The sequence below is a fragment of the Fulvivirga sediminis genome (assembly GCF_016757215.1).
Lineage (GTDB): Bacteria > Bacteroidota > Bacteroidia > Cytophagales > Cyclobacteriaceae > Fulvivirga > Fulvivirga sediminis.
Genome location: NZ_JAESIY010000023.1, coordinates 1 through 26,166, shown reverse-complemented (window position 1 = coordinate 26,166; position 26,166 = coordinate 1). Strand labels below are relative to the sequence as shown.

At 35.5% G+C, this 26,166-nt stretch carries 28 protein-coding genes; 5 read left to right on the top strand and 23 right to left on the bottom strand.

The genetic code is table 11. The features are described 5' to 3' along the window. The first annotated feature begins 272 nt into the window (after nt 1-272). Together JL102_RS22950 and JL102_RS22945 are read left to right on the top strand one after the other, a co-directional pair. Nucleotides 273-971, top strand: a complete 699-nt coding sequence (locus tag JL102_RS22950; protein ID WP_202246816.1) for a LytTR family DNA-binding domain-containing protein — start codon at nt 273-275, stop codon at nt 969-971. Nucleotides 972-1,075: 104 nt separating this feature from the next. After that, the gene (locus JL102_RS22945) at nt 1,076-2,185 is read left to right on the top strand and encodes an acyltransferase family protein (RefSeq protein ID WP_202246815.1); all 1,110 of its coding nucleotides are present in this window, start codon (nt 1,076-1,078) and stop codon (nt 2,183-2,185) included. 381 nt (nt 2,186-2,566) lie between these two features. Here JL102_RS22945 and JL102_RS22940 read toward each other — a convergent pair whose 3' ends face one another. From JL102_RS22940 to JL102_RS22920, 5 genes are all read right to left on the bottom strand, one after another. Beyond that, on the bottom strand, nt 2,567-3,406 hold the full coding sequence (locus JL102_RS22940; RefSeq protein ID WP_202246814.1) for a hypothetical protein: 840 nt from the start codon (nt 3,404-3,406) through the stop codon (nt 2,567-2,569). A gap of 604 nt (nt 3,407-4,010) precedes the next feature. Continuing rightward, the gene (locus tag JL102_RS22935; protein ID WP_202246813.1) at nt 4,011-4,721 is read right to left on the bottom strand and encodes a hypothetical protein; all 711 of its coding nucleotides are present in this window, start codon (nt 4,719-4,721) and stop codon (nt 4,011-4,013) included. Nucleotides 4,722-4,874: 153 nt separating this feature from the next. Next, a complete protein-coding gene (locus JL102_RS22930) occupies nt 4,875-5,453 on the bottom strand; it encodes a hypothetical protein (protein ID WP_202246812.1) in 579 nt (192 codons plus the stop codon). A gap of 535 nt (nt 5,454-5,988) precedes the next feature. After that, nucleotides 5,989-6,477, bottom strand: a complete 489-nt coding sequence (locus JL102_RS22925) for a hypothetical protein (RefSeq protein ID WP_202246811.1) — start codon at nt 6,475-6,477, stop codon at nt 5,989-5,991. 151 nt (nt 6,478-6,628) lie between these two features. Then, entirely contained in the window at nt 6,629-8,011 is a 1,383-nt protein-coding gene (locus JL102_RS22920) for an ATP-binding protein (RefSeq protein WP_202246810.1), read from the bottom strand. Nucleotides 8,012-8,553: 542 nt separating this feature from the next. Here JL102_RS22920 and JL102_RS22915 point away from each other — a divergent pair. The 3 genes from JL102_RS22915 (at nt 8,554) to JL102_RS22905 (ending at nt 10,155) form a co-directional block, all read left to right on the top strand. Next, nucleotides 8,554-8,706: an ETRAMP family protein gene (locus tag JL102_RS22915; RefSeq protein WP_202246809.1), complete on the top strand. Its 153-nt coding sequence runs from the start codon at nt 8,554-8,556 to the stop codon at nt 8,704-8,706. A 78-nt stretch (nt 8,707-8,784) separates the two neighbouring features. Continuing rightward, on the top strand, nt 8,785-9,504 hold the full coding sequence (locus tag JL102_RS22910) for a tetratricopeptide repeat protein (RefSeq protein WP_202246808.1): 720 nt from the start codon (nt 8,785-8,787) through the stop codon (nt 9,502-9,504). Between the two features lie 51 nt (nt 9,505-9,555). Continuing rightward, nucleotides 9,556-10,155 carry a tetratricopeptide repeat protein gene (locus tag JL102_RS22905; RefSeq protein WP_202246807.1) on the top strand — a complete coding sequence of 200 codons (600 nt, stop codon included), beginning with the start codon at nt 9,556-9,558 and terminating at the stop codon, nt 10,153-10,155. Between the two features lie 332 nt (nt 10,156-10,487). On the opposite strand, the gene JL102_RS22900 is transcribed toward JL102_RS22905, so the two are convergent. The 18 genes from JL102_RS22900 to JL102_RS22815 form a co-directional block, all read right to left on the bottom strand. Further along, nucleotides 10,488-11,162, bottom strand: coding sequence for a hypothetical protein (locus JL102_RS22900; protein ID WP_202246806.1), 675 nt, complete (start codon nt 11,160-11,162; stop codon nt 10,488-10,490). Then, nucleotides 11,140-11,775: a hypothetical protein gene (locus tag JL102_RS22895; RefSeq protein ID WP_202246805.1), complete on the bottom strand. Its 636-nt coding sequence runs from the start codon at nt 11,773-11,775 to the stop codon at nt 11,140-11,142. Before JL102_RS22895 ends, JL102_RS22900 begins: the two co-directional genes overlap by 23 nt. 1,193 nt (nt 11,776-12,968) lie before the next feature. Continuing rightward, nucleotides 12,969-13,616 (bottom strand): rod shape-determining protein, encoded by a 648-nt coding sequence (locus tag JL102_RS22890; protein ID WP_202246804.1) that lies wholly within the window; start codon nt 13,614-13,616, stop codon nt 12,969-12,971. Further along, the gene (locus JL102_RS22885; protein ID WP_202246803.1) at nt 13,613-13,921 is read right to left on the bottom strand and encodes a hypothetical protein; all 309 of its coding nucleotides are present in this window, start codon (nt 13,919-13,921) and stop codon (nt 13,613-13,615) included. The genes JL102_RS22890 and JL102_RS22885 overlap by 4 nt, the downstream gene beginning before the upstream one ends. Before the next feature lie 402 nt (nt 13,922-14,323). Then, nucleotides 14,324-14,866, bottom strand: coding sequence for a 3'-5' exonuclease (locus tag JL102_RS22880; RefSeq protein WP_202246802.1), 543 nt, complete (start codon nt 14,864-14,866; stop codon nt 14,324-14,326). Nucleotides 14,867-14,913: 47 nt separating this feature from the next. Beyond that, the gene (locus JL102_RS22875; protein ID WP_202246801.1) at nt 14,914-15,573 is read right to left on the bottom strand and encodes a hypothetical protein; all 660 of its coding nucleotides are present in this window, start codon (nt 15,571-15,573) and stop codon (nt 14,914-14,916) included. 116 nt (nt 15,574-15,689) lie between these two features. Continuing rightward, a complete protein-coding gene (locus tag JL102_RS22870; protein WP_202246800.1) occupies nt 15,690-16,844 on the bottom strand; it encodes a YdbT family protein in 1,155 nt (384 codons plus the stop codon). 628 nt (nt 16,845-17,472) lie between these two features. Then, nucleotides 17,473-17,898, bottom strand: a complete 426-nt coding sequence (locus JL102_RS22865; protein ID WP_202246799.1) for a nuclear transport factor 2 family protein — start codon at nt 17,896-17,898, stop codon at nt 17,473-17,475. Nucleotides 17,899-18,134: 236 nt separating this feature from the next. Beyond that, the gene (locus JL102_RS22860) at nt 18,135-18,845 is read right to left on the bottom strand and encodes a L,D-transpeptidase family protein (RefSeq protein WP_202246798.1); all 711 of its coding nucleotides are present in this window, start codon (nt 18,843-18,845) and stop codon (nt 18,135-18,137) included. Between the two features lie 73 nt (nt 18,846-18,918). Further along, nucleotides 18,919-19,542, bottom strand: a complete 624-nt coding sequence (locus JL102_RS22855) for a hypothetical protein (protein ID WP_202246797.1) — start codon at nt 19,540-19,542, stop codon at nt 18,919-18,921. Nucleotides 19,543-19,690: 148 nt separating this feature from the next. Further along, nucleotides 19,691-20,122 carry a hypothetical protein gene (locus tag JL102_RS22850; protein ID WP_202246796.1) on the bottom strand — a complete coding sequence of 144 codons (432 nt, stop codon included), beginning with the start codon at nt 20,120-20,122 and terminating at the stop codon, nt 19,691-19,693. Nucleotides 20,123-20,196: 74 nt separating this feature from the next. Beyond that, nucleotides 20,197-20,979, bottom strand: coding sequence for an SMI1/KNR4 family protein (locus tag JL102_RS22845; RefSeq protein WP_202246795.1), 783 nt, complete (start codon nt 20,977-20,979; stop codon nt 20,197-20,199). Nucleotides 20,980-21,055: 76 nt separating this feature from the next. Next, nucleotides 21,056-21,679 (bottom strand): DUF4303 domain-containing protein, encoded by a 624-nt coding sequence (locus JL102_RS22840; RefSeq protein WP_202246794.1) that lies wholly within the window; start codon nt 21,677-21,679, stop codon nt 21,056-21,058. 97 nt (nt 21,680-21,776) lie between these two features. Beyond that, complete coding sequence (locus JL102_RS22835) at nt 21,777-22,241, bottom strand: hypothetical protein (RefSeq protein ID WP_202246793.1); 465 nt, start codon at nt 22,239-22,241, stop codon at nt 21,777-21,779. Nucleotides 22,242-22,350: 109 nt separating this feature from the next. Beyond that, on the bottom strand, nt 22,351-23,016 hold the full coding sequence (locus tag JL102_RS22830) for a hypothetical protein (RefSeq protein WP_202246792.1): 666 nt from the start codon (nt 23,014-23,016) through the stop codon (nt 22,351-22,353). Between the two features lie 55 nt (nt 23,017-23,071). After that, on the bottom strand, nt 23,072-23,533 hold the full coding sequence (locus tag JL102_RS22825) for a hypothetical protein (RefSeq protein ID WP_202246791.1): 462 nt from the start codon (nt 23,531-23,533) through the stop codon (nt 23,072-23,074). A gap of 366 nt (nt 23,534-23,899) precedes the next feature. Next, nucleotides 23,900-25,240 (bottom strand): IS110 family RNA-guided transposase, encoded by a 1,341-nt coding sequence (locus JL102_RS22820; protein WP_237390712.1) that lies wholly within the window; start codon nt 25,238-25,240, stop codon nt 23,900-23,902. A 347-nt stretch (nt 25,241-25,587) separates the two neighbouring features. After that, nucleotides 25,588-26,106 carry an NIF family HAD-type phosphatase gene (locus tag JL102_RS22815; RefSeq protein ID WP_202246817.1) on the bottom strand — a complete coding sequence of 173 codons (519 nt, stop codon included), beginning with the start codon at nt 26,104-26,106 and terminating at the stop codon, nt 25,588-25,590. Nucleotides 26,107-26,166 lie beyond the last annotated feature (60 nt).

The following is a 26,166-nucleotide window of genomic DNA, read 5'->3' as shown; positions in this document are numbered from 1 at the left end:
GTAAATTTAAGTTTCTTTTTTGAACTTAAACTGTTGACCTAATTTTTGGGGTATGATCATTTCTAACTTTGAGCAAGACCCGAGCCTTACTGTAATTGAAATCCTCATTTCTAAATAGCATTTTAGTCCTTCTTAAGCTACCCTATCCATTTTATTATTCTGGAAAGTCTCTGTTAATAATTTCAGTTCTACTTTTCATAATGGTCGCGTTGTTCAACTACCTTTTTCAGCCCTTCGTGGTATACCTACCTGAGCATAAAATGAATTTTTTTATGATCAGCGTTATTCATGCTTTAGTGGCAGTAGCAGATCTATTTGTGCTCTCACTTATTATCAAGCCATTTGATCCTGAAGAAACTTGGTATGTAGGAAAGGAAGCCTGCTTTATTTCGGCTTTACTATTGCTGGTTGGAATATCTCAGTTTCTGATAAGAGATATCATCTATGATAATCCCGCTAATTGGTCTTTTGGTTATTTCATTGAGGAAATTAAAAATGCCTACTTAGTAGGTATCCTCTTTTTTCTCATACTGCTACCATTAAACTTTATTAGGTTAAATAATAGACATATTAGAAATGCTCAAAGAATAAACGCATTAAGTGATTTTAGTAAATCAGATAAGTCATCTGAGGTTTTCGTTGAGACTAAACTAAAAAGCGAAAGTCTCCATTTCGACATCAGAAATTTTCTTTTTGCCAGAGCTGATGGTAATTATATTGAAATTTTTATTGAGCAACATGGGCTGGTAAAAAAGAATATACTACGGATGACAATAAAGGATCTGGAGTCTAACCTCGCTTCGTTCTATAATATTGTTAAAACCCACCGGTCATATATAGTGAATATCAACCATATAAATGAGGTAAGTGGGAATGCTCAGGGATATAAGTTAACCATCAACAATTCAGATCAGGTAGTTCCTGTGTCCAGGGCTATGATTGATCATTTCAACACATTACTAAAGAGGTAAGCTGCTGGCTTGTTATTTATCACAAATAGCGTGCAGTTCATCACACAAGCTATTTTTTCATAGTTTTTACCCTTCTCTTGGCTATAGATTTGTCAAAAAAAACTATGAGACGTTATGATCTGGACTGGCTGAGAGTACTTGTTTTTGCTCTACTCATATTCTATCATGTGGGGATGTTTTTTGTTCCCTGGGGCTTTCACATTAAGAATAATCATCTCTATTCGGAATTAGCTTACCCCATGTGGTTTTTAAATCAGTGGCGACTACCTGTATTATTTATTATCTCAGGAATGGGTACATATTATGCTTTGCAAAAGAGGACAACCACGCAATTTGCCTGGGAAAGAATTACGAGATTACTGATCCCTTTGGTTTTTGGTATGTTATTCATCATTCCCCCACAGGTATTTATAGAAAGAATAGCCAAGCAGCAGTTTGATGGTACTTACCTCAACTTCTGGCTAAATGAAGCCTTTACAGGAGCATATCCAGACGGTAATATCAGCTGGCACCATCTGTGGTTTTTACCCTACCTGCTATTATTTTCATTGGTGCTGATACCACTGTTTAGTTATTTGAAAAATAATCCCGACAACAAACTGATTAGCACTTTAAGAAAATTGGTGGCTAACCCACTAACTATTTATACACTTGCAGTACCTCTTTTCATTACAGAATATCTACTCAAGCCCTATTTCCCAATGAACCATGCCTTGGTTGGAGATTATTATACTATAGCACATTACATAATCATTTTTCTTTATGGGTTCCTATTCATCACAGTCCAGGAACAATTTTGGGATACAATAAGGCGCTACATAATTTATAATATGATCATTGGTGTAGTATGTTTTTCCACCCTGGTATTAATACCAGAGAACACCTCCAGCGCTATTGAATCTTTCGTTTTAGTAATGAATGCCTTGTCCTGGATTTTAGCATTATTGGGTTTTTCTGCCAGGTACCTTAATGTTAATAGCCCATTACTCAAATATTGCAACCAAGCCGTATATCCCTTTTATATTTTGCACCAAACCGTTATGCTAATATTGGCGTATGTTGTAATGGATAAGAACTGGGGATTGATATCTAAAGCCTCACTTATGATGATAGGTACTTTTACCATTACCTGGATCATCTATGAATTGATCATTAGGAGAATAAGGTTTTTACAACCTTTATTTGGCGTAAAAAGGAAAATAAGCAAAAAGTAAGAACGGCTATTAAAACACCAAATTCGCGAACATCATTTTGGGAATTGTACTACTGCCACCCAGTGCCTGCGACTTCCATTGAGATTGATGACTCTTCCATTTATTTAAGATTATAAAAACCTAAGGAGATGTGCTTTTGGCTTATAAATATTCTGAACGGGGTATTTGAAATCTTCAAATCCGCCACTGAAATCATCGCATACATCTCAACCAGAATTGCGCTCGTGCTAGAAGCAACACTTGAAAAATCGGCCTTGCTTAGGCTAAAATCAATTTAAGTAAATTATCCATACAGTCAATCTCGTTAGCTTAAGAAATCAATGGTGATGGTATAGGGGGAATTGCTGCTAACGTTTAATGTAAAATGCGTTTTAATGCATTTTACATAGTGTTACCTACATTTTCTTCTAATTTCCAATTATCATTAATCAGCTCATTGCTTCGCTTAATAAAATATTTCGCTGCTACTTCATGGCTATTATCATAATTTGTATCTGGTTTATGAATTACTTCGTCAATTTGACCAGAACTTTTGAATATTGTAACATTATGATTAATAGTAAATTCCGAAATTTCCTGATTTTGCTCAAATGTCCAGTTAATGGTTTTATTCGCACGTTTGATATTTCTGTTCGTTCGAGCATATATTTCTTCAAGTTCTAATCTTCTATTAAAAGCAGTACCATTAATTCTTTTATCAAACCATTCGTTGTGGAAAGAGGAAATGTTGTCAAATAAGAAATCGTTGAAATAGAACATTCGGGTACTATTGTTCTCAATTGTGCAAGTAGGAATTCCTGATTTACTCCCATCACATTCTTGCCATAGAAATGAAATCCAAGTGTAGAAGATTCGATCCAATAACTCGTAATAGATATCTAATTCATCATCATCTATTTCATTGACATTTGAAAAGTTAATTTTACCGTGAAAATCCTCAACGAACAGCATGAAGTCATCATCTATATCATGGTCTTCTAAAGCTGGTGAAAGAGAAAATACTCCAATATCCTTCCAGAATTCTAAATGAGTAGTTTGTGAGTCATCTCTTCTAATATTTTTGAGATTTTCATATTGATATTTCTCTACTATCTCTTTAAGCTTTGAAGAGGTTGAATCACTAATGCTTGACCAATAATTACAAATGTCCTTAATTTTTAGAATCAGGTCTTCTGAATAGTCATTCGTGGATTCCAATCTCTGTATAATTTTCTCAAACATCTGATTAATTATTGTATATAACAAAACCGTTCAATTTGGCTTATTATTTAGTTAAAAGCAAAAAAAATCCCTTACCTATTTTTTAGGAGGCAACAGCCGCTAAATTGAAAGGTCGGAACGGGGACAGTCTTTGGGATAATTAAAATATTGTATACGGGGTAGCTTATAGCTCCGCCAAATGGTCTTTCACAATGTCCCTATCTCCAGAATTCTGATGGGGTTAATGATTTGCACCTTAAACGCCATTTAATTAATCGAGCTTTGATCCGACTTTATAAATTTACTATATTAACTAAATTCTTATGTTCTGGCCTTTTTTTGAGCCTAAAAATGTGGAATTCTGACTAACGTTTTTATAAATGATTAATTATCAATTAATTACAATATATACTTCTTAACCTTTGCCCTGCTATTCTCAAACCCACGTTAGCTCCGGAAATCAATGGTTCTGGTATAGGGGGAATTGTGGGTAACGGTCTCGTATAACCGTCAGTTACGGGTTAACATGCGTTAATTTTCGGTTTGACACAGGCTTTAGCAATTCCAAGTGGATTCGGACGTAGTCGAATCCGCCGTAATTGCGGTTATACATTGTTGTACACAGTTATTTAATAATTTTCTTTTCTCCGTTTTTATCAAAACTCTCAATGTGAGGCTCTCCGTCCTCATCTAAATATATTTGTAATCTTGGTTTGTTGTTTTTGTCCATTAAAAAAAGGCCTACATTTTCAGAGTATGTTCTACCGATAAACAATCTTTGCGGTGCTAAATTTTCTCGATTATTGTAGAACTTGTCGTATTCTTTCTCTCTCAGAATAGAATCCTCAATTTTCCGAATATTGTTCAATTCTGAAATGATGACATTGGATTGTTTTTCAGAGCGTTCTTGCAATAGAAGTCCGTATTGCTTTTTCCATTCTCCACCTTCTAAATATTCATCTTTTCTCAATGCCATTATTTGGTCATTCTTTCGTTGGTCAAAAGTCAGAAGTTGGTAGCTGTCAGTACTATCAATGCCATACACCAAGCCACCAATTTCATCACCATCTTCATTAAAAAACAATAAGCCAGCAATATTTCTTTCGGTTATTTCTGGATTTATTGGTTTACCATCTATTGTGGCTAATGCTTGTTTCTCGGGATTACTTAGCACAACATATTTATTTCCATCCTTTCCCACAATGTTAAGTCTTTCGGTAGTGATTTCAGGAATTATTTTATTCTCGTTATAATTCTGATTTTTATCGGTTGAAATTAATAGATAGGCAATTGTTCCTATTAAAAGTATCAGGTTGATTAGTGGTAGTTTTTTCATTTTGTCATAATTGTGTACAAGGATAGGTATATGCAAATGTGGGCGATTTCGTGCTTCAAACTTATCGAGTCGCTAAGATTTTGAAGCGGGGCTACAACCTTTAAATTTAATACAGTTTCGCCTATTTTGTATATACATTGTTCTATGGCGTTTTTATTCTTTTATTAACCTTATTTCTAATTCTCCCTCTTCACCAATCGCACTAACCAGAAAGTCGTTAGGATTTCCTTTGCTATCTATCTCATAACCTTTTAAATCCTTGATTTCCTTTATGTCCAAGGTTGAATAGTTAAAAAAGTAAAGAGGCAATGCTTTTATTTCCTTCGTTTCATCATTCCGAATTACCTTTTGAATAAATAACCCGTCATCACGTTCTACCTTGAAGTCAGTAAAGTACCCGTCAAAAAATTCTAAGTGTGGATTAGTGTTAAACATGAGTAAAGGCTGAGTGTCAAAATATTTATAAACGTATTCTGGCATGTCATCTACATTTACCCATTTGTAACTAATTGACTGATTAGTTCCTGTAATTATCTTGTTCCAATTGTTTTCGAATTGAATTGATTTATTCGGATTTAAAAGATTAATTAGAATTCCAAAAATCCAAAAAACGATCAGCAAAGGCAGCAGACACAACCCAATAAGAATCAATATTCCTATTAAAGGATAATCAATCCACTTTGAACCTGTCCGAGGTTGAACTTTCTTTATATCTATTCGTAATCTTTTCATTTAAATTGTATATAACAAAACCGTTCAATTTGGCTTATTATTTAGTTAAAATCAAAAAAATCCCTTACCCATTTTTTGGGAGGCAATAGCTGCTAAATTGAATGGTCGGAACGGGGACAGTCTTTGGGATAAGTAAAATATTGTATAAGGGGTAACTTATAGCTCCGCCAAATGGTCTTTCACAATGTCCCTATCTCCAGAATTCTGATGGGGTTGATGACTTGCACCTTAAACGCCATTTAATTAATCGAGCTTTGATCCGACTTTATAAATTTACTATATTAACTAAATTCTTATGTTATCACTCTGGCCTTTTTTTGAGCCTAAAAATTAACTCATCGGCAATTCTCAAGAGGCTTTACATGCTTAAAGCCAGCCTCTGATCCAAAGCCACGGCCCTTAATTTCAATAAGTAGGGCTTCAATCTTATATCTCAATAATGACTAATACCCATAGACAGTGCCACGGTTCGTTCAACACTGTCTTCATGTTGGGCTCGTTGAGCCACACGAAGACTTAGTTATTAGCAAATGTTTTATTTGTTCAATGTTTTGGAATTCACTTCAAGCCAAAAGCAAATACACCAAATATATGAGAAGTGAGAAGTTTCAAGTTGTTCATTGTAATACATGGCGTGAAGGTCATAATAATTGCTAAACCCCTCAAAAGTTTCTATCTCAGCATATAATAAAGGGATATCCATTACTCTACAAGCAGTATAAACTACACAAGTAATGTCACCTGATTCTTCTGTATTCTTTTGGAATATTCCTGCTATATTGTCGTGATATGGGAATGACGTCACATTTAGATAGTATTCTTGATTTGAAAATCGTAGAGAATCTAACATTTCAAAATTTTGATTTGCTTTGTAAGCCAGTCTTTCATTTTTGTACTCATCTCTGAAAAATTCATCTCCACATGAGCCAAAGAAAACGGTCTCATTTACATTTTTATTATATGGATTTGCCAATCTTCTTTGAGTAAAGCTCAAGTAGTTATCATCTACTTTTAATTTAAGCATGTAGTCGCTTAGAAATAAATATGTTAAGAAATGAAATCCAAACACAATTTTGGTTACTCTAATAAGCCTTTTTTTCATGTGTGTTTGCTAACGGTCTAGCTATGAGCAGTAGCATCCCGAAGGGTGCTATTGCTTATAGGTTTTGTTGGCATTAGTTTTTCTTTTTCCAAGCAACAATCTTGTTACCTGTTTTACTCATTACAGGTTCTATGAGATTTTTATCCCGCAAATCATAAAAATGTCTCTTCATAACGTTTTCAGACTTAACACCGGTTATAGCCCTTGCTTCTCGATTCTTTATTTCAGGATTATTTTCCAAATACTTCATTATTGATTCTTCTGGAGAAGCTAATGAGGTATGAGCAATTATTACTTTTATATAATTACCATCTTCCAATATTTGTGGAGCCTTTAACCTGAATTCTTCCATTCGCTGAAAAGCAGTATTTAAACCTTCACCCATATCCTTGTTGGCAGGATTTTTATACTTGTTTAATACCCGAACTATTTTTGAATTTCTAGAAAACCTAGCATCTAGAATATTATCGATTGTAACATATCCCGGAAGTTTGCCTGGACTTTTAATTTCAATTCGGTTATTAAATACTAAAACTTGAACATCATCAGAAATTGAATAGTCTCGGTGGATTACTGCATTTACTAAAATTTCCCAAATTGTTTCCGGTGGATACTTTACCTTGATTAATCCTTCCGGCCCCATAATTTGAACTGATTCCATCATTTTTGTAATCGTTCTTGAAGCTGCTTTTATTTGTTCATTTAGACTACCTTCAATTGTAAATTGTTCTTTTAAATGAATTCTTTCAGGAATCTCTTCTGAGGTATCATATCTATTGATTTTTATACCACATCTTTTAGATAATAATGGCGTTGGGTTGTCACTAAAAAGTAATATACCTGATGTTCTTGGGTCGTATGTTTTTCTGTCTACCAAATTTTGATTTACAGTAAAATCAATAGGGTCAGATTGTGGTGAATAATCGAGAAGAAATTTCTTGATTTCGCTTGACTCAAAAATGTCTTCAGCTAATGCAGCATTAACTACAGTGTCTTCATATGAGGATTCACCTTTAGCATATGACAGTGCTTGTATTTGAGCAGGATCTTTTAATGGAAGTGATTGTGCGGATTTCCTTATGTATACTGTGTTGTTAGCCGTTTTATGCACAGATTCACTCTTTTCTATAATTATTCTCAGAGCATATTTCCCGTCTTTGTTGACTAAGAATTCATAATTATGAGGAATTGTTGGACTCAGGGAAGTCAAGTTTTGAAAAACAAAATTAAAAGCTTCCATATCTTCAATTCCTTGAAATCTTTTAGTCTTGTCAGGCTCATCTTTTTTATCCTTAATACCAATTATAAACTCACCTCCATCAGAATTTGCAAAAGCAACAGCAATTTTTTGAATTTTGTCACCCTTAATTTCAAATGCCTTATTATCATAGAAATGACTTTCATCTCTATCTGAAAAATCCAAAATTTCTTTGTCTGTTAATTCTCTTGTCTTCATTTCTTTTCAATTAATTCCAACATCCGAGTATATGCAATACACAATACTCCGTAAAGTTTAATTAAATAACTTATTATCAGAATTATATCCATTTCTAAGTACTTATAAACTTTTATAAATGCTTAACATCGGATAATTTTCAATCCCTTAACTTAATAATTTCAATAAAAAATAGCACCTAAATCAAAGTAAATAATCTAAACTCTCTACATCCCTAAGGAAGAGATCCCTATGCTTACGTAAGGGATGTCAAGAGAAAAGCCTCTGAGGATGAGTAAGGTACCCATGATAAGGGCTTGTCATGAGATGATGTATCGTATAGAAAAGGCACTGTTCGCAATCGCTTGGCTCCGGCCGAGCGACTACGGCAGAGTTTTAGTTTCAATGTCATTTTTTTGCCTTAAATTCAATATGAATACAAATATAGAATGTTTAAGCGTTAACATTACATTTCTTAAATTAACTCTAAAAGCGCAAGCTTTTAAAAAAGTAAGTATTTGTTTATGTTACCATTACATAAATAGTATAAAAATTTTAGCCCAATGAAAATATTCAAAATTTCATTTCTATCCGTAATACTTTTAAGTTTTTGTTTCTTGTCAGCTTGTGATGACAATTATGATGAGATAAGCAAAAAAGAATTACCAACGGAGCCAGGTGGAGATAAGTCAGAGCCCATTGGGGAAAGGGAATAGTCATGGCCACTACTATTGATGTATATTTTACATATGTAAGATAATTAAAAATTTAAAGCTTAATCTAACCTACACCTAATGAAACTTCAAAGGCATATTATTTTTAATTATTGTATAGCATTAACTATTGCAATAATTTCCTGTACAGAACCAGAGGAAATATATGACAGTGGATTACCTGAAGATACCCATGGGCTAGAGCAATTACTGAATACGAATGGTTTAAAAGATAAAACCCGTATGTCTGTGCTTTTTGAATTGTATAAAGATTATAAGCAGGTAGATCTTTCTTTGGCTGAGAAGCATGTAGATGAATTGCTATCTCTAGCTCAAACAAAAGGAGATATCTTTTATCAGGCTAGAGGTGAATATGCTAAAGCCTATATATCTAATTTAAATAGTGATTACCTGCTAGCCGTAGATCATTACCTCACTGCCTCAGAGTTGTTTGATAGCATTGATGATTACCTTAGAAATGCAGATGCTATTCATAATATAGGAGATATTTTTTTCCGCATAAAAGCATATGAATCCGCTTTACCTTATTTTCATAAAGCTGCGTCACTTTATAAAGAAGTAGGAGACTGGTATTATCTGGCACATGCTCAAAAAAACATAGCCACTAGTAAGTATAAATTGGGGGAATGGAATGAAGCCACAGCCTTTTATAATGAGTCTATTAATAATCTAAGTAAGACAGGAAAAGGTCATGGGGCGGAGTTGAGTAACCTTTATTATAAGTTAGGTAACGTAGCCTATAACCAAAACGACTACGCTCAGGCTCTAGAATATACTTAAAAAGCACTTTCAATAAGTGATGTTCCAGATCATCAAAAACACTTAATTTATTTGAATATTGCCAACATATATAATGCTAAAGCAGAGTTTGATCAAACAAGAAAATGGTTAGATAAGGCTCATGACCTAGCAAGTAAAATCTCTTTGGGTGAAACTAGTTCAATCTTAAGCTTGAATATAGAAGGAGAACTCTACCAGCTTCAGGGTGAACACCACAAGGCCATAGATATTTTTAATATTGCGATAGATTTAGCAGATAAAGAAGTTATTAATGAGTCATTGATGCAAAGTTTGAGTTTAATATCTAAATCTCAGCGTGCATTAGCTTCAAAAGGAAGTGAAATTGACATAAAAGATATTTTTAAGATAGAAGATTTAAGAAATAAGCAAGATGACTTAAGGTCCAAATTAGTGAATAAACTTGATTATAAAAGTTTACAGGTTTTGCTAGATAAAGAAATAGAAATCCACTATCGAGATATTAAACAAGCTGAAATTGATAAGGAACGTTCAACTATCATTAAGTGGGCCAGTGCTATTATTTTGTTATTCATTTTAGTACTTATTGGTACAGCTATTTATCTTAAAAGCGAAAAAACAACCTATGAGACCAAGGTGAGAAAAGTTAGAGATTTACTTAATGAAGGTTAAATAAATGAGTCTATTATTTTATAGAGCCTCTCTTTACCTCATATAATTATTAGGAATCGCTTAGCTACGGCCCAGTGATCATTATGATTTAGGCGTATGCCTTGCCTGATAGAGTACATAATGCCCTAAATACAGCAAAAGCTAAAGGAAGGCCTGACTTTACCTACTCTAGCCATAGCTATTCAAATGAATCTTTACCTAACTGGGCAGAGGCCTCTGAAATATTCGTCACGCGGCTGAGCTAAGCGGCTACGGAGAATTAGAGGAATAAAATGGCCCAACCATAAGCTAACAATAACTTGTGGTTGGGCTATTAAATTTGAGGCTCTTTTTTAACCGTGATTGTGATCAGAGTTCTGATCTCCTTCCATGGAGAAGCCATTTTTTACTATGCTGTCAACAGCAGTGGGCAGTTCAATAGTATGAACATGCTTTAGACTAGCTATTTCCAGCACCTTTATTTGCGTTCTGTTTGGAGCTAGAACGTATAGAAACTTATCTGATGTAACTAACACAGGGTTAGGTTCGTCAGCCTCCATTAATTCTGCCATTTCACGACCATTGGTTTGAGACAGTTTAGGAATATTTGCTACCTCGATCACCCGGCTAGCAATTTCATTTCCGTTATGAGCATCAAATACCCTAATTTTATTGTCCGACGTATGAATAATGTAGTACTCGCCATTGAAGTTAAACATTTCATTGATCACATCATCTCCACTATAAATTTTGGCCATTGTTTTGCTTACAGGATCAACTTTAAACACACCTACTTGACTGGCGTTGCCAAAAAACAAATCTGTGTTGTCATGTCCATGGATATGTGATAACCAACTCTCTGCATTGAGACCTTCAACATTCTTAATTAACTCTATATTATCCTGATCATCCACGAGGACCACTCCTTCGGTGGCACCAAACACTCCATATTTTCCATTTGACGCATTTCCGTGGATCATGGTAACTTCCACTGTTTCCACGTCATTAAATAACGTTTCCGTTAGCATCTACTAATTTTACTATGCCAGGGATAGTTCCTGGTTTATCATTAAAAGTTACTGCAAACTTTCCGTTTTGCAGCCTGATAGCAGCCCCGTGATGTGCCACCGTGTTTTCAAAGCTGAATACTTTGGGTTGGTAAGAAGGTATTTCAAGCTGGTTTTCATCAATAAGGGTAATAGAACCATCACCGTCATTGAAGATAACAATATGACCTTCCGAACTAGAATAATGCGTAGGTAAAGGGCCATCTAACTCAAGATCCAGCCATTTTGCGGGTTGTTCATGACCATGATCACCATGGTTGACAATCCCTGAGTCAATAAAACGCACTTTGTTATTAGCTCTTTCTATTATGGTTATATAACGCCCCGTGTTGCTGGTGTGGTACTGAGAACCTTCCTCAAGCTCTCCCTCAACAGTGTAGCTTATCTCTCCAGTATTGGCCTGCATCACTTCTATTTTATTATCGTGAAGCAAAGAAAGGCGCACCCAATCACTCTCCATTTCCGAGAAGTTAATTTGCTCTTCAATCACATCAGTAGTATCATCATCACCACAGGCTGTCAAAAATGCCATGGCTATAGCCAGGGTTTTAAGTTTTAAAAATTTGTACTTCATTCTTTGTTTGATTATATATTGGTTAAATTGATTAATTCACACAGATCCGCTAGCATAGTTTGCTCAAATCACCATCAACCATCTTCTAGGGGTTGTATATAACTGCGGCTCCTCCTCGAGATATCATCTTGTATTTAGGCAAACCTTCTACCTTCTTGTTAGGTCGGGGTTATGTAGACTTGGCTTCCAAACTCCATTCTCAAACTAATTGCAATACCCTTGAGTGTGCCGAATGGCCACTACTAATGGATAGGTATAACGGCTTTTGATAAGAAAGATATTCTTCAATTGAAATGAGCTTTAAATGCAACATAGATGCAAACATAATGCATCTACACTTAAATACAATATTGTTGCGTTTAAATTAAAACTTTAGAATATTTGCTGTGAGAAGATAAAGCTCTTATTTATATGGCGTTTTAAGAGGCTTTTAATTCTAAATAATCAAAAGTCATGCGTAAATGAGCCTTCTTATTTATATCAATTAGAATGAAGGTTAGATAATCATATTAAAAACAAAGTGAACAATTCTTAAGAATAAACTCTTCGATATATAGACCTCAGCTAGTCTACAGTCAAGAGCTTCATGGCAAAGCTTACTTCTTCATCATATACCTTTGCCCGTTCTATATTCCTGTGGATTTCTAGACTTTATTATACTTATAAGTAAGTAACCTGATCTTATCTCTAATTAGGCAACTTGTAGTATTCATTTATAAAATCTCATCCGTGCCCGGCATGTTTAAACCTAGCCATAACAAACACGCTGGACATTTGCTCGTGCAAAATAAGACTGAAGACTTCCCCACTCCACTAATCTCCCGATCCATCCAAAAAGAAGAGATCACTGGGCTTACTTAAGGGATCCTAAGAAAAAGACCTCTAAGTATGATTAAGATGCCATGATAAGGGCAAGTCATCGGATGATGTATTGCATTGAAAAGCCACGGTTCCCAATCGCTTGGCTCCGGCCAAGTGATCATTATGATTTAGGCCTCTGGTCGATATAGCATATAATGTCCTAAATATTGCAAAAGGCAGAAGAAGGTCTGACTTCACCTCCCCTAGTCATAGTTATTCAAGTGAATCTTTACCTAACTGGGCAGAGGCCTCAGAAATATTCGTCACGCGGCTGAGCTAAGCAACTGCGCCGCCGCCTAGGCCAATTGGGCCTAGCGCCTGTTAAGTGCTTTTTATGTCATCAAGTAGTTCTTGAAATGCTCAGGGTTCTGGATGACTTTCTTCAATCCGTTGATGTTATCCAGTAAAGGGTTCGAGCTTAAATTGATGTTCATTTTGCCATTTAAAGCGATCTTCTCTGTTAGCCAGTTCACATATGCGCCTCCACCAGTAAACTGAAAACCATTTGACATTATTTTGTTGATTCGTTGGTGAGTTCCAGCTTGTTCTAGTGTTTCAAGAATCTGATCTTCAATGAGAGTGAAGTATGGACTCAGAACTTGTCGAAGCTCCTCGGTTTTGATGGTCTTATTTTCAATTTGGTATTCTTCACCAAGCTTTGGTAAGTCAAATAGAAGTGTCTCCAACAGTTCATCGCTTAAACTTAGGTGGTGAGTTCTGAAAATGTAATTACGAAGAGCGCATTGGAGCTTCCATGTTCCAATGTGTATGGCACCTTCGGATATAGGTAAAGCGTTCGCAAATACGGCTATTTCAACTTTACTAGCACTGAAATCTACCAAAACAAAATCCTTCTTTTCAAACAGTATTCCCATTCCAATGGCTGAACTGCACGGTTGATGGATCATCCATACTTCTTTTGCCCCTGCATGTTCACCTGCATCTCGGTAGGCACGTTTATCTACCTCTGTTGCCGTCATGGGTAAGGAAAAGTACATTCTGTAGTTGGCAGGAAACCAAGTTCGTTCAGTGCTCGTTTCATCGATCCCCTTAGAAGACGTTCAAAACCGTGAAAATCGGCAATTACGGCATTGACTGGCTTAATTAACTTGTTCGGCTCTGCGTGAATTGCCTCATCTCCGTATCCTGAAACCTTATTTGTTTCTGGGTCAATAGAGAGTTCAGCCGTTTCATTAAATATTAGTTCGTTATTATGAATTAGTCTCAAGTTTTGACTGCCCGGATCCACACCTATAGTTTTGGTTAAGAAATCTAAAAGTCCCATTAATTAGTTGATGAATTTTCGATTAGCCCCAATTGCACTTAATATCCGTTTAAGGGAAACTCATTACCCTATTTCGTTTACGGGGTGAATCTAACTAATTTAATTTTAAAAATGAATAGCCGCATTTTGTGAGACTTTTAAAGTTAGATGCGACTAGCCAGGCCATCCTATGCAACAGAGCTGTGATAATCATACCACCATGCCGAGCATGGCGGCAACGACTGTTGTGCATCTGTTACAGCCCGAGTTCATCGACTAGTTCACTATACTTGTCGAGTTCATCAGGTTGTGATCAATTAAATACATTACCAAGATATGTCCAATGTCAATTGGAGTTACGTCATAATATTTTTCTTTCTCTTCTAATACCGGTTGTTTTATAATTAATGCTGTGATATCACATTACAATATTGTTCGAAGAATTTTAGCAATATTTTTTGCGTCATCTTTTCCACGATGGTGCGTTCCTTCTAGTTCTATGCCAAGGATATGTAAGGCTCCCGCCATTCCCTGTTCATGTCCTAATTTATTTTTAAGGGCGAATAATGTTTTTACGTTTATGTGGGATGGTCCAAATGGATAGCCTCTCCCAAGAGCCAGGCATTGTCTTTGAAATTGTTTTAAATCGTATGCACTGAAACTTGCCCATGCTCTACTTTGAGTTAAATATTCGTCTTTAAGAATTTTTAAAGCTTCTTTGAATGTTACCCCTTCTTGTTCTATAAGTTCAGGAGTAATTGTGGTTAATTCAGTACAAAATGGACTAACTGTTGACCTTTCAGGAATTACAATGATCCCTCGATTATCACTTATTTCTCGAGATTGAACATTTAATAAACAGATTCCTATTTCTATAATATCAGACTCCATTCCGTCAGGAGTTTTTTCATCCCAACAAGTTGCTTCGATATCAACAACTACAATTTGATCTAATTTTTTAGCCATTTTTTTATGATGCACAACGCTTTTTAGCCATTGTGTGTGTTCGTTTTTTATTGATAATTAATATTTTCCCAAACTAACAAATCTTCAATCCTTTCCAAATTCAAGTTTTCTGATTCATTAATTGCTTGAATACGGTTTGCAAATTTCTCCAAAGTCAATTGCGCTTCTATGATTGCCTTTTTCAAGTCATCTCTTTGCAATCGAAATTTTCTTTGCTTAGGAATAGGAGTAAACTCCTCATCAAACTCTTGAACTGTCAGGTCAAACAAAATCTCGTCATTTTTAAATTTCACTATTGGAGCAGGGTGTCCTTCATAAAAAGACTCTTTGCCGTTTGATATGTTTCTCCAAAACTGGATATCGCCTAAATCTCCACAACATTGAGGATAGAAAAGTCTTTCTTCATTGATTTCAAGGACATAACCACCAAATAATGGACTTGCTTGCTCCCGGTCATACTCGCCTTTTCGTAATTCCTCTGTGTGATCAACAACAATTTTTTTCAAGTTATCGTCACTTATTAGCTCAATTTCGTAAAGTGACGCTCCTGGATCAAATGGCTTAAAAGGGTCATTAAATCCTGCGTTTTTATAAGACATATTATTGAATTCATCCCATTCGTTTGGATATTCCCAATAAGGTCCATATTCAGGAGCTTCGATTCCCTGATTTGCATATCCGACTTCTATTACTGGTATTAATTTCATTTTCATTAATGACACACAACCACCAGATATGGCGAGTGCCTACAGAATTTTTTAATATATACTAAAATATGATTTGCAGTTCTCTTTAAAATAACTCAGTAGAGGCATGTGCTATATCATTTGTTCACAGTCGTATTTTTGCGATTTTTGATTAACTTAGAAATAAAATCAACGACTTCACTGTACTTCTCAATTCCTATTAATTTGTCATAAATCTTGTCACCTTCATCATCTGTTTTACCAGAATAGATAAGAACAGTTCCAACCTTAGAGTCATATTGATAATACTTACGCTTAGAAGTTACCTCTTGAATTGAATTGTAATGAATGGCCTTGATCTCTTCTTGAAAGAAAGTAGTTACGTTTTTTATGTGTACACCTTCATTGTCCAGGATATAGAAAATTTTTGAGTGAATCCGTAAGTAGTGCAAAATGAGATAGATCCCTAAACCCACTGCTCCATAACCAATATAGTTCCATGTGATCGAATCTGTAAAAATTAGGAGTAATAGCCCAACGATTAAAGATATTATTGGCCCAACTAGCTTACTCATAAAATAAGAGGTTTTGCTAGGATGAAGTCGAAAATATATCTCTTCAGAACCTTGTTCATCTAAGTGTAGATACTTTGTGCTAAAAAAGTTGTCCTTATCTTTCAGCTTTTTCCCTATTTGAAAAAGACCTATTAAGATTAGCACACCACATAACAATGGATACCAGATGCTTGCTTTCTTCTCTAAGCAATAATTGTATTGAGAAAATTCTAAGTAAGAACCATGTTTAGGTGAACTAGCTGCACATATTCTGTAAGTGAAATACTTTTTACCGCTCCTTGGATATGTTGTTGAAGAACTGCTTTTATTAATATGTATTGTAATGGAATCTCCAACCTGTAAAGCTTCAATTCTTAGTCTTATTCTATTATTGTATGAACATTTTGTAAACTCGAAAAAATCATCATGCCCTGCTAGATGAAAACCAATATAATCTTGACTTTCACCGTGTACACCAGATTTTGGAGATGTTGTAAGGATGCTGCTAATTGTTGAGGTATTGGTAATATCTTTTAGTTCAGGTGATCTGGTCATCCAGAAGAACCCAATTCCAAGCACAATCAAAAAGATTGAATCACCAAAATCACTTAACCTTCTTTTATTCCTTGATTCACTCATGCAGTAATGACTGTCAACGATCAGATATGGCGAGTGACCATACCCTTTGGAAACACCTCTAAAGTAGTGAAACTGCCCAACCCCCGCAACAGTATCCACAATGCTCTGCGTTCAGCATGTCCAAATCCAGAACGAAAAAGCTTGCTAGAAGCACAAAAACTATCAGAATGGGCAGACTCATGATCTAGTTGCGCTAAAGTATCAGATAGGCAGTTTGGCCATTCGCCATATCGCCTGTTACCTTTTCGTTCTATTTTCTCCAGTAAGTCTTTCCTTCGACTTTGTTGGTTGAAATTAGCGAGTCACTCCGGAACAAGTTGTTACCGAGGTTTATGCCACTAAGAGATATTTGTACTTTCTTGTTCTCATTAATGAGTTCTTGTCTATCAAACTTGTTTACCAAATTATGGTTTTTGAGGAGTTGATAAGATGCTAAAAATTGACTGTTTTGCTTTGAAATGTTAGGTATCAAGGCGGCCAAGCTGTCGATGTAGTTTTTAAATAGTTGGATAGTTGACTCTGGAGTTCCTGAGTTTGAAATACAGTTCCCCAGTTATTGTCTCTTGTTAGGGAGTTGCCCCGTTCGTGTCACAAGAGCATAGTAACAAGACAAATCGAATGGTAAAAAAAGAATCTTCAAGCAGTGGAAATGAAGAATAACCACAGCAGCTCAATGGGACTGGATACGCCACGCGTTTACAGTCCCTCTTGAGGAGTTTGTTATGCGTTACTTTCCCTCTGACAACACAGAAATTCTTTCTAAATCTCTACTCGGAAAATCAGGATCTACATACACGTACATGCGACTAATTAATTTTCCGCTAAACTCAAATACACTACAAAAACGACCAGTGGACACGTTGTTGTCCGGCCAAGAAGTACCGTCACTCATTACGCCTCCCTCCTGCCCTTCAACGATTATCTTGTTTCCAGCAGTTGTAATTTGAAAACCGTCTATGTCATGCCAGATACTTATCAACGAGCTACCAATTCTATTGCCAAACTCCACTAAGGCATTCTTTCCTTTCGCCTGTCCAAATTTAGGAAAGAAAAAATCAACATCTTCTGAGAATAGGTCTAGATAACTAGGATCACCCGCATCTACTTTTTCGAAATACTTAACCACTAGATCAACTAAATTGTCTTTTTCCATAATTATTCTTAAATCCATATTATTTTACGCAGTAGAGTAGAGCCTGATATCCTTAATTTTATATAAATACAGTAAAATAGAACTATCAGCAGCCTCTGATCCAAAGCCACAGCCCTTAATCTCAATAAGTAGGGTTTCAATATCATATCTTAATAATGACTAATACCCATAGACAGTGCCACGTTTCGTTCAACACTTTCTTCATGTTGGGCTCGATGATCCACACGAAGACTTAGTTATTTTAGCGTTTTTATTTCATTTCTTATTCTGTCATACAGTTCGTTCTCCCAATCAATACCTATAATTTTGGGGTATTCAGAGTTTGTCCGAAAGTCTCTTGGACTAATTATTACCTTAACTCCATTGTTTATCGCCTTTTGTGTTAATACGAATACTTCTTCAATCGCTTCGTCCCCAATTGGTATGCATCCAATAGTTGCTGATTTTCCGTGAATAAAAATATCTCCACCCATATCAGCAATATTCGACAGTTTAGTTTTGGATTTGTCAAACTCGTTTGGGTAACTAACTTTTATAGAAAGGTAAAATGAACTATTGGGATTGAGGTATTCAACTTCGTAAATTCCTTCTGGTATCTGTTTGTCGCCTTCTTTTAATTTAGGACCAAGTTCACCGCTAAACGCTGTAAATGGGTACTCTTTTATTAGCTTTACTCCATTGTAGTCCTTTGAGTATACTTGAAGAACTCGTTCTTCTTTAAATGCTACGAGGATTATCTCCTTGGGGTAGTCCATTTTATAACCTGCCAAATTCAGATTGTTTTCAAGTCGATTCCATACGTCGACTTGTATGTCATCAATTCTCGATTCAACAGTCTGGCTTCCTTTCATCTTATTTACAAAAGGCATATAAACTGACCTACCATATTTCAAAAAGATGGTGACAGCTATAATTAGTCCAATTCCTAAAAGTCTATTTCTGGTCATTCTTTCAAATGCTACATAACGGTTGTTGTAAAAGGTGTTTTAATGCTTTTTTACATAGTGTTGTGCCTTCGTTTTATTTAATCGAGTTTTCCAATTGCTTTAATACCTCGTCTTTGGGTTTCTTCCAATGTTGACTTAATTCTTCTATTAATTCATCTGTAAATTTAACTTCAACTTTTGATTCACCTCCAAATAACTCCTCATTTTCCTTAAACGATTTCAACGAATCCTCAAAAGATCCTTCATTTTGAATTTCCACAACACAATCCGTTATTCCTAAATGCTCTTTTGCCAAAATCTTTATTGCTGAATCAATTGTCGATATTCCAATTCCCTCATCAGGATGCCAAATATCCATAAATCGAGGTTTTACACCTTTATTGTTTTTTGACGCTAAATATGGAACCTCATAAAGGTCTTCATTTTCTTTTTCATCATAGTAATACCAGTAATGACATTTGTTATCAGCTAAATATTTTTCAATTGCCAATACAAATTCCTTCTCTTCAGGGTCATTTTTTAAATCGTCAAGTCCAGCTCTTAAATAACCTTTGCCATTAAGGCACACTCCTCCAATTCGTTTTTCATTTTCATCGAAAAGATTCAAATCCTCCCAGCCAGTCTTTTCGCAAAAGCCATAAATTCCCCACCAAAGATTTTCAGATTCAGGTCTTACAATAATTTTATTTCTATTCATCTTGGTCTAATGATGCACAACGACCCGGGCTAGACACTGGCCGGACTTGTTTGGGTTTCTTTACGAGTATAAATTTTAGTGCTTGGAGAAACTAACGTTCAAGCTAATGAATGCCAGGTTAGCGACTGCCCGATGCTGTGGTGCGTTTTCAATTTCTTTCATCCACCATCATCCAAAAGAGCGAATCACTTTTTTCATTTGGAACCAGCCTTAATTTAGTCAGTCCACTTCTGACAATGTATTCGGTATCAATTCCTGTCATGCAAGAATTCGACATTTCTTTATCGGGATCATTGGATTTGTACGCCTCTTCAAGAAACTGCTTGAGAAGTTGTTTTTTTTCCTCATCCATCCGGATAAATGTCTGATAATCGGTCCCTTCATCGATGATTAATAAGTTTTCATAATCGCTTTTCTTGAGATGATAATTCTGTTCAGAATATCCAGCGAAGCCACCATATGTGTTCAATTGAATTCTCAGTTCTTGGGCATTTATAATCTTATCCAAACGTTTTTCATTGGGTACAACGCAAGCTGCCAGCATCAAAATCATTAGAAAGCTTATCACTGTATTTTTCATAATTAAATGCTCCACAACGTTGAATGTAAAATGAGTTTTAATGCATTTTCACATAGTGTTGTGTGTATGTTATTTTAGTTTTTATCCATTATACCGTAGTCAATTAGGGCAACCTTCAGCCCACTTTGCTTTAATTTTTCTTCAATCCTTTTAATTAATGAGTTCTCATTCATATCTGCTACAGATTCCTTCCAGTCAAAATAAAATGATGCTGTTTCCCATCCTTCATACTCTTGTTTTTTTAAAGGGACTTCAATGCTCTGTATTTTAATTTTCCCTTCAGAGCAAACTACTTTAGCCGGAGATGTTTCGGTGTAAATTACCTCATTGGCGATTTCACAATTAAACTCAGTTCTTAGAGATTTAATTATATCCCACTCATCATTGGTGTCAATCGAAAACTGTACAGCCCAGACTTTATCAGAATTGCTAGCTAATTGATCTTGATTTTCCCGTAAATTCTGAATTGATTCATTTAAGAGGTCGTTGAAAGTCTTGTTTAGGCTCTTAATCTCAAAGTCACAGTAGTAATCAAACTCATATATAGTCTTATCAGTAGGGTCATCGTTCCTTAGGAGCCAGTAATCTTCGCCACCATTGTTTCCGAACCTAAAAAACCTTTTGGATTCTCCTTCGGGTAAAAAATCTTCAAGTGGATCAAAATCGTTAATCCTGTCATTTAATCCCCAAACGACATCTTGTTTCAATCCCACTTGTAGTAGAAAATCACGGTAATAGATTGGCAATTTTCTTTCAAGAATTTGTTCAATCTCATTAACCTCTAGTTCGGATAACGGGCTAATAGTAACCTTATCTTTAAATCCACTTAGGTTATTTATAAAACTTTCTATATCCATCTCGATTGAATTACACACAACGGCTTGTATAAATAGCCGTTTTAATGGCATTTATACTTTGTTGTGTGTTCGGCTTTTATTCATTCCAGGTTTTCATCCAGTTTAAATATTCTTCCTTATAATCATTATCGTTTAGTTCAATAATTATATTTTCGAGTTCATCATTGTCAAATTCAAAATCAGAAACAGCAAATGTCAAAAAAATATCCTTTCCAATAATGTTTCTGAAAAAGTCTTCTTTTTTTAACTTTTTAAGCACTTTCACGCAAAGCTTAAAAAGACGATTCCGGAAAGCTACGAATGTTTCTTCATCTTCGTATTCATTCTCATAGTTGTTTTTACCAAGTTCAGTACTTAATTCAGTGCATATATCATCAAATTCCTCAACTGCTCCTGCCATTTCATATTTCCATTCAGCAGGTTCAAATTTGTAATACGTCAGTTCCTCCTTTTCTTCTTCGTCTAAATTCTCCAAAAAATCTATCGTGTTTGTAGAAGGGCAAACAGTTATAGCTCCTCCATCACTATATAAGGAAAAAGTATAAATATCTTCAGTTTTATGCTCATTAAATATTTCGATAAAAGCCTTTTTAGTCGCGGTTTCAATTTTTTGTTCTAACTCTTTAAAGTTCATTCGTTTTGTTTTTTTCGGCTGACACACAACGGCCAATGCGAATAGCTGGCCCAGTGTTGTTTGCATTTATCTTTCAATTATCAATTTTCATGCTTGGAGAATGAAGCCTTCGCGCCCGGTTCAAATAGGGCTAGCTATTGCATTTTGTTGGCGGTTCGGCTTTTCAATTTACTTCCTTCAATATCCCGTGGTCGAAGATGAATTTTTTTGTATCATCACCTCTCAAATCTGTAGACCATTCTACTGTCTCAATCCAACCGAAATTCATAGTATCTAATTCCCTTAAATTGCTAATCAAAAAATGATTCACACCTTCGCCAATTTCATATTTTAATTCTGGTACTGACTTGCCAACTATATCTAATCTAGTTTCAGAATTTACTTTAAACATATCCAATCTATTTCTATCTGCTATCTTTTGGTGTAGCCTGTTTGTATAGAAGAAGGTGTCTATTGGTTGTTCTTGGTCAGACTTTTCAGGAATCTGAATTACCTTATTGTCATTTTTTGAACTTTGCTCAATTGCGGAATCTATAGGTACTTCATTTCTATTTTCAACCTGATTTTCTCCATTTTTTGGACCACAAGCCATCAATAGTGTAAAAAAGATCAATAATGTTTTTTTCATATTTTAGTTGGCCATAACGGTTGGGGCAGGCAGCGTGGCGGCTTTGGCGCATTTTCCATCCGAGTTAGCATATTAGTTACTTGCTTCCCAAAATGTTTTAATTTCTATCTCAATCAGCCATGCTGCTTGCCTTGTGTTGTATGCCGTATCTTATTTCTTCTTCTTTAGTTAGTTCTTTAGAATAAGTGTACCACAAATTTTTATGGAAATCCCATTCATTTACAGCTACAATCCAACTCTGATAATTATCTTTTTCAATGATTAGGACCAAGCCTAAATCACTCTGAATATTGATGTTAATTAACGAATACCTTGAGTAATTCTCTATCTGATAATATGTTTTCGATTCTGATTGGTACTTCAACAAACCCATCCATGAAATATCTGGATTCTTTGTTTTAATTGACCTACTCATCTCAATCACTTCAACTACTTTAATTTTGAGAGTAGCAGTCATTTCATCTAATGAAATAACTTCCAATGGTTTATTCAAACAGAAGCTTATAGAAGCAATGTCAGACTCATCTTCAATGCCATTTAATTGAGCATTAGGACTCATGTATATACTCCAAAAATTATCTCTAAAGCTCAGCTTCAAAGGTCCATTTATAATCAATTCATACTCTTCGCCATTTTCTGGTTTTTTTGATAATAGATATTCACCTTTAAGGACGCTTTTCCATTCACTTTCTATTGCGACCACAAAATTATCGGCAAGTTGATATGAATGTGCATCCGAGCAAAGACTACATTTTAAGTAGATCTCATCAATCATTTTGTTATCTTTTATGGCATGCCAACGGTTTGGCTAAACTGCGTTTTAATGCAGTTTAGCTTTTGTTAGCTACTTTTTTATTTAATTCGTCTAAATCCAAAATTCCTGGGGCATTTTTTAAAACTCTTATCCCAAGTTCTTCAGGCAAACCAATCCAAAGGGTGGCACTACTATCCCAACAAACTATTTCAAAAAGTGAATCGTTTAGCTGTTTTTTAGGAATTCCTTTCCAAAAATTTGGATTACCATCAGCATAAGGTTCTTCACTTAATCTAGGTTGTGTACCTAAAGGAAATGCTGAAATTACCGCCCAAGAAAATTGGTAATCAAATTCATCAATTTTTGATTTCAATTCTCGTCCAGTCACCCATATTGGGTCTTCCAATGGAGTCCATCCGCCTACAACATCAGAAAAATGCCAGTCAAAATCTTCAAGATTAATTTCCAGCCACTTTTCGACTTCTCGTAAGCTGGTGAACCATTCAACATCCTTAGTGTTTTCCTGAATTAAATTCATTTTCTAATTGTATATAACAAAACCGTTCAATTTGATTTATTATTTAGTTAAAATCAAAAAATTCCCTTACCCATTTTGGGAGGCAACAGCCGCTAAATTGAAAGGTCGTAACGGGTACAGTCTTTGGGATAATTAAAATATTGTATACGGGGTAGCTTATAGCTCCGCAAAATGTACTTTCACAATGTCCCTATCTCCAGAATTCTGATGGAGTTGATGACTTACACCTTAAACGCCATTTAATTAATCGAGCTTTGATCCGACTTTATAAATTTATTATATTAACTAAATTCTTATGTTATCACTCTGGCCTTTTTTTGAGCCTAAAAATGTGGAATTCTGACTAACGTCTACACATTATATTGATTATGAGACATTTACTATTCCCAATTCTTCATTAGTCAACTGGAATTTATCAATTTGTTTTCTAATCCGCTTTACTAAACCCAATTTTCTTTTCTGATCCAGATACAAATAACCTTCTGGATTTTCATAGGGTGTCCCTTTTACAATCATATTCCAAATGATCACAGCCAGCTTCCTTGCCGTGGCACTCACTGCTGAGACTCTGCCTTTTCTGAAATTGATCCGGTGAAAGAAATCTCTCAGGGGCGTAGAGTCTTTTAGATTGCCAATCGCATTGGCTGTAATGCGTAAAGCTATTTTTAGTCGGTTACTACCTTTAGGTACTTTACTAGATAATAACTTCCCTCCGCTGATTTTATTATTGGGAGCCAATCTCAGCCAACTTGAAAAATGCTTCGCACTCGGAAACTTTCGAATACCTTCTACTCCTACCTCACTCATTAATGACAGGACTGTAGAGTAACTCATCCCCTCTATGGCTAATAAATCTGTGCCTTCGAACATTTGATAGCTCTTTAAATTTAAATCTATATCTTTTGGGGTGTTTTTATTCACTCTCTTATAAGGCTTTGATGCTATATAATGCTCTCTTTTATCTTCATCTGAATTAATGATTTCATCCAGCTTTTTCGATATCTCCGCATCACAAGCTATTATTTTCGACTGCAGGTGATCATACGTCTCTAACTCCTGCTGTAATGCAAAAAGGTAATCCTTTCTGCCATTAGATTGTAAGGCTTTGGCTATTTCCTTTTCACTTCTTCTACAATTACCATGGCGTAAGGAGGCCAGCAAGCTGGCCTCCGATTCACCTGCGCATATGCTACGGATTATGGCGAGACCGGTAAGACCGCAAATATCTTTCACTACTATATCCAATCTCAAATTCAGCAATCGTAAATACTTCTGCATTTTTTTGGAGGTGGAAGCCGCCATATGAAGAAGGTTGGACCGATGTCTACAGTAAGTGCGTAGCTCTTCTGTTTTGCCTTCTGGGAGGAAACTACTGCTGAGTAAACCAAGGGTATGAAGCTTTTGAATCCACTGGCAGTCCTGAACATCGCTCTTTTTACCTTTGATATTTTTGGTAAACTTACCATTACACAATATCACATGGAAGCCTTTAGATATCAGTACTGAATATAGATTCTGCCAGTAAGTACCTGTACTCTCCATAGCTATACTTGTGATTTGCTTTTCTTGAAGCCATGCTGAAATAGCATAGAGATCTTCATTAAAAACACCAAATTCGCGAACATCATTTTCGGATTGTCCTACTGCCACCCAGTGGCTGCGACTTCCTACGTCAATTCCCGCTGCATGAGGATTGACCACTTCCATTGAGATTGATGACTCTTCAATTTATTTAATAATATAAGAACCTAAGGAGATGTGCTTTTGGCTTATAAATATTCTGAACGGGGTATTTGAAATCTTCAAATCCGCCACTGAAATCATCGCATACATCTCAACCAGAATTGCACTCGTGCTAGAAGCAACACTTGAAAAATCGGCCTTGCTTAGGCTAAATTCAATTTAAGTAAATTATCCATAAAGTCAATCTCGTTAGCTTAAGAAATCAATGGTTTTGGTATAGGGGGAATTACAGCTAACGCCAAGCTAAGCACAGTCGGCTCAGCCTTTCAAATATCTCATATGTATCGAATTCAAATGCCCTTTGCAAACAACTAAGTAAGCCGATTGGGCTTAGCGCCTGTTATCAGCTTTATTTTCTCTTGCCATCCTCTTTTTTCAATTGTTCTCACGTTATCTACGTCTTTGAGGGTTAAGAGGTATTTCGTCAGTAGTTCTAATTCATTATCTGATTGATCACCTTTGAATTCACTTGGGTAAATAGCATTACCGTAATTGTATTTTGATTTTCTAGGTGTGTCATCAATGATTAAGGTTCTTTCAAGCCTTCCAATCCCTCTTTTCTTAATCTTTTTCAAAATTTTCGAATAATTCAGGTGATTGTAATAATCGGAATATCCAAGATCATCCAAGGATTGAGTGTCGTGTTGTAAAGTACACATTGAGCGTCCCCAAACAAACTCCAAAGGATATTCTTCTGGAAAGATTTTGTTTACAATTTTCTTCACGTAATCATCCGAAGCAGATGACCAGACCGCCACTTTAAAATTGATTATTAATTTGTCTAAAAATTGCTTAAGACCAGGCCGGATGTAAACCTTGTACTTTTCGATTTGGGATCAACCCCCAATCATCAGGACAGTATTAAGCTGTAATTAAGTTCTACAATCATA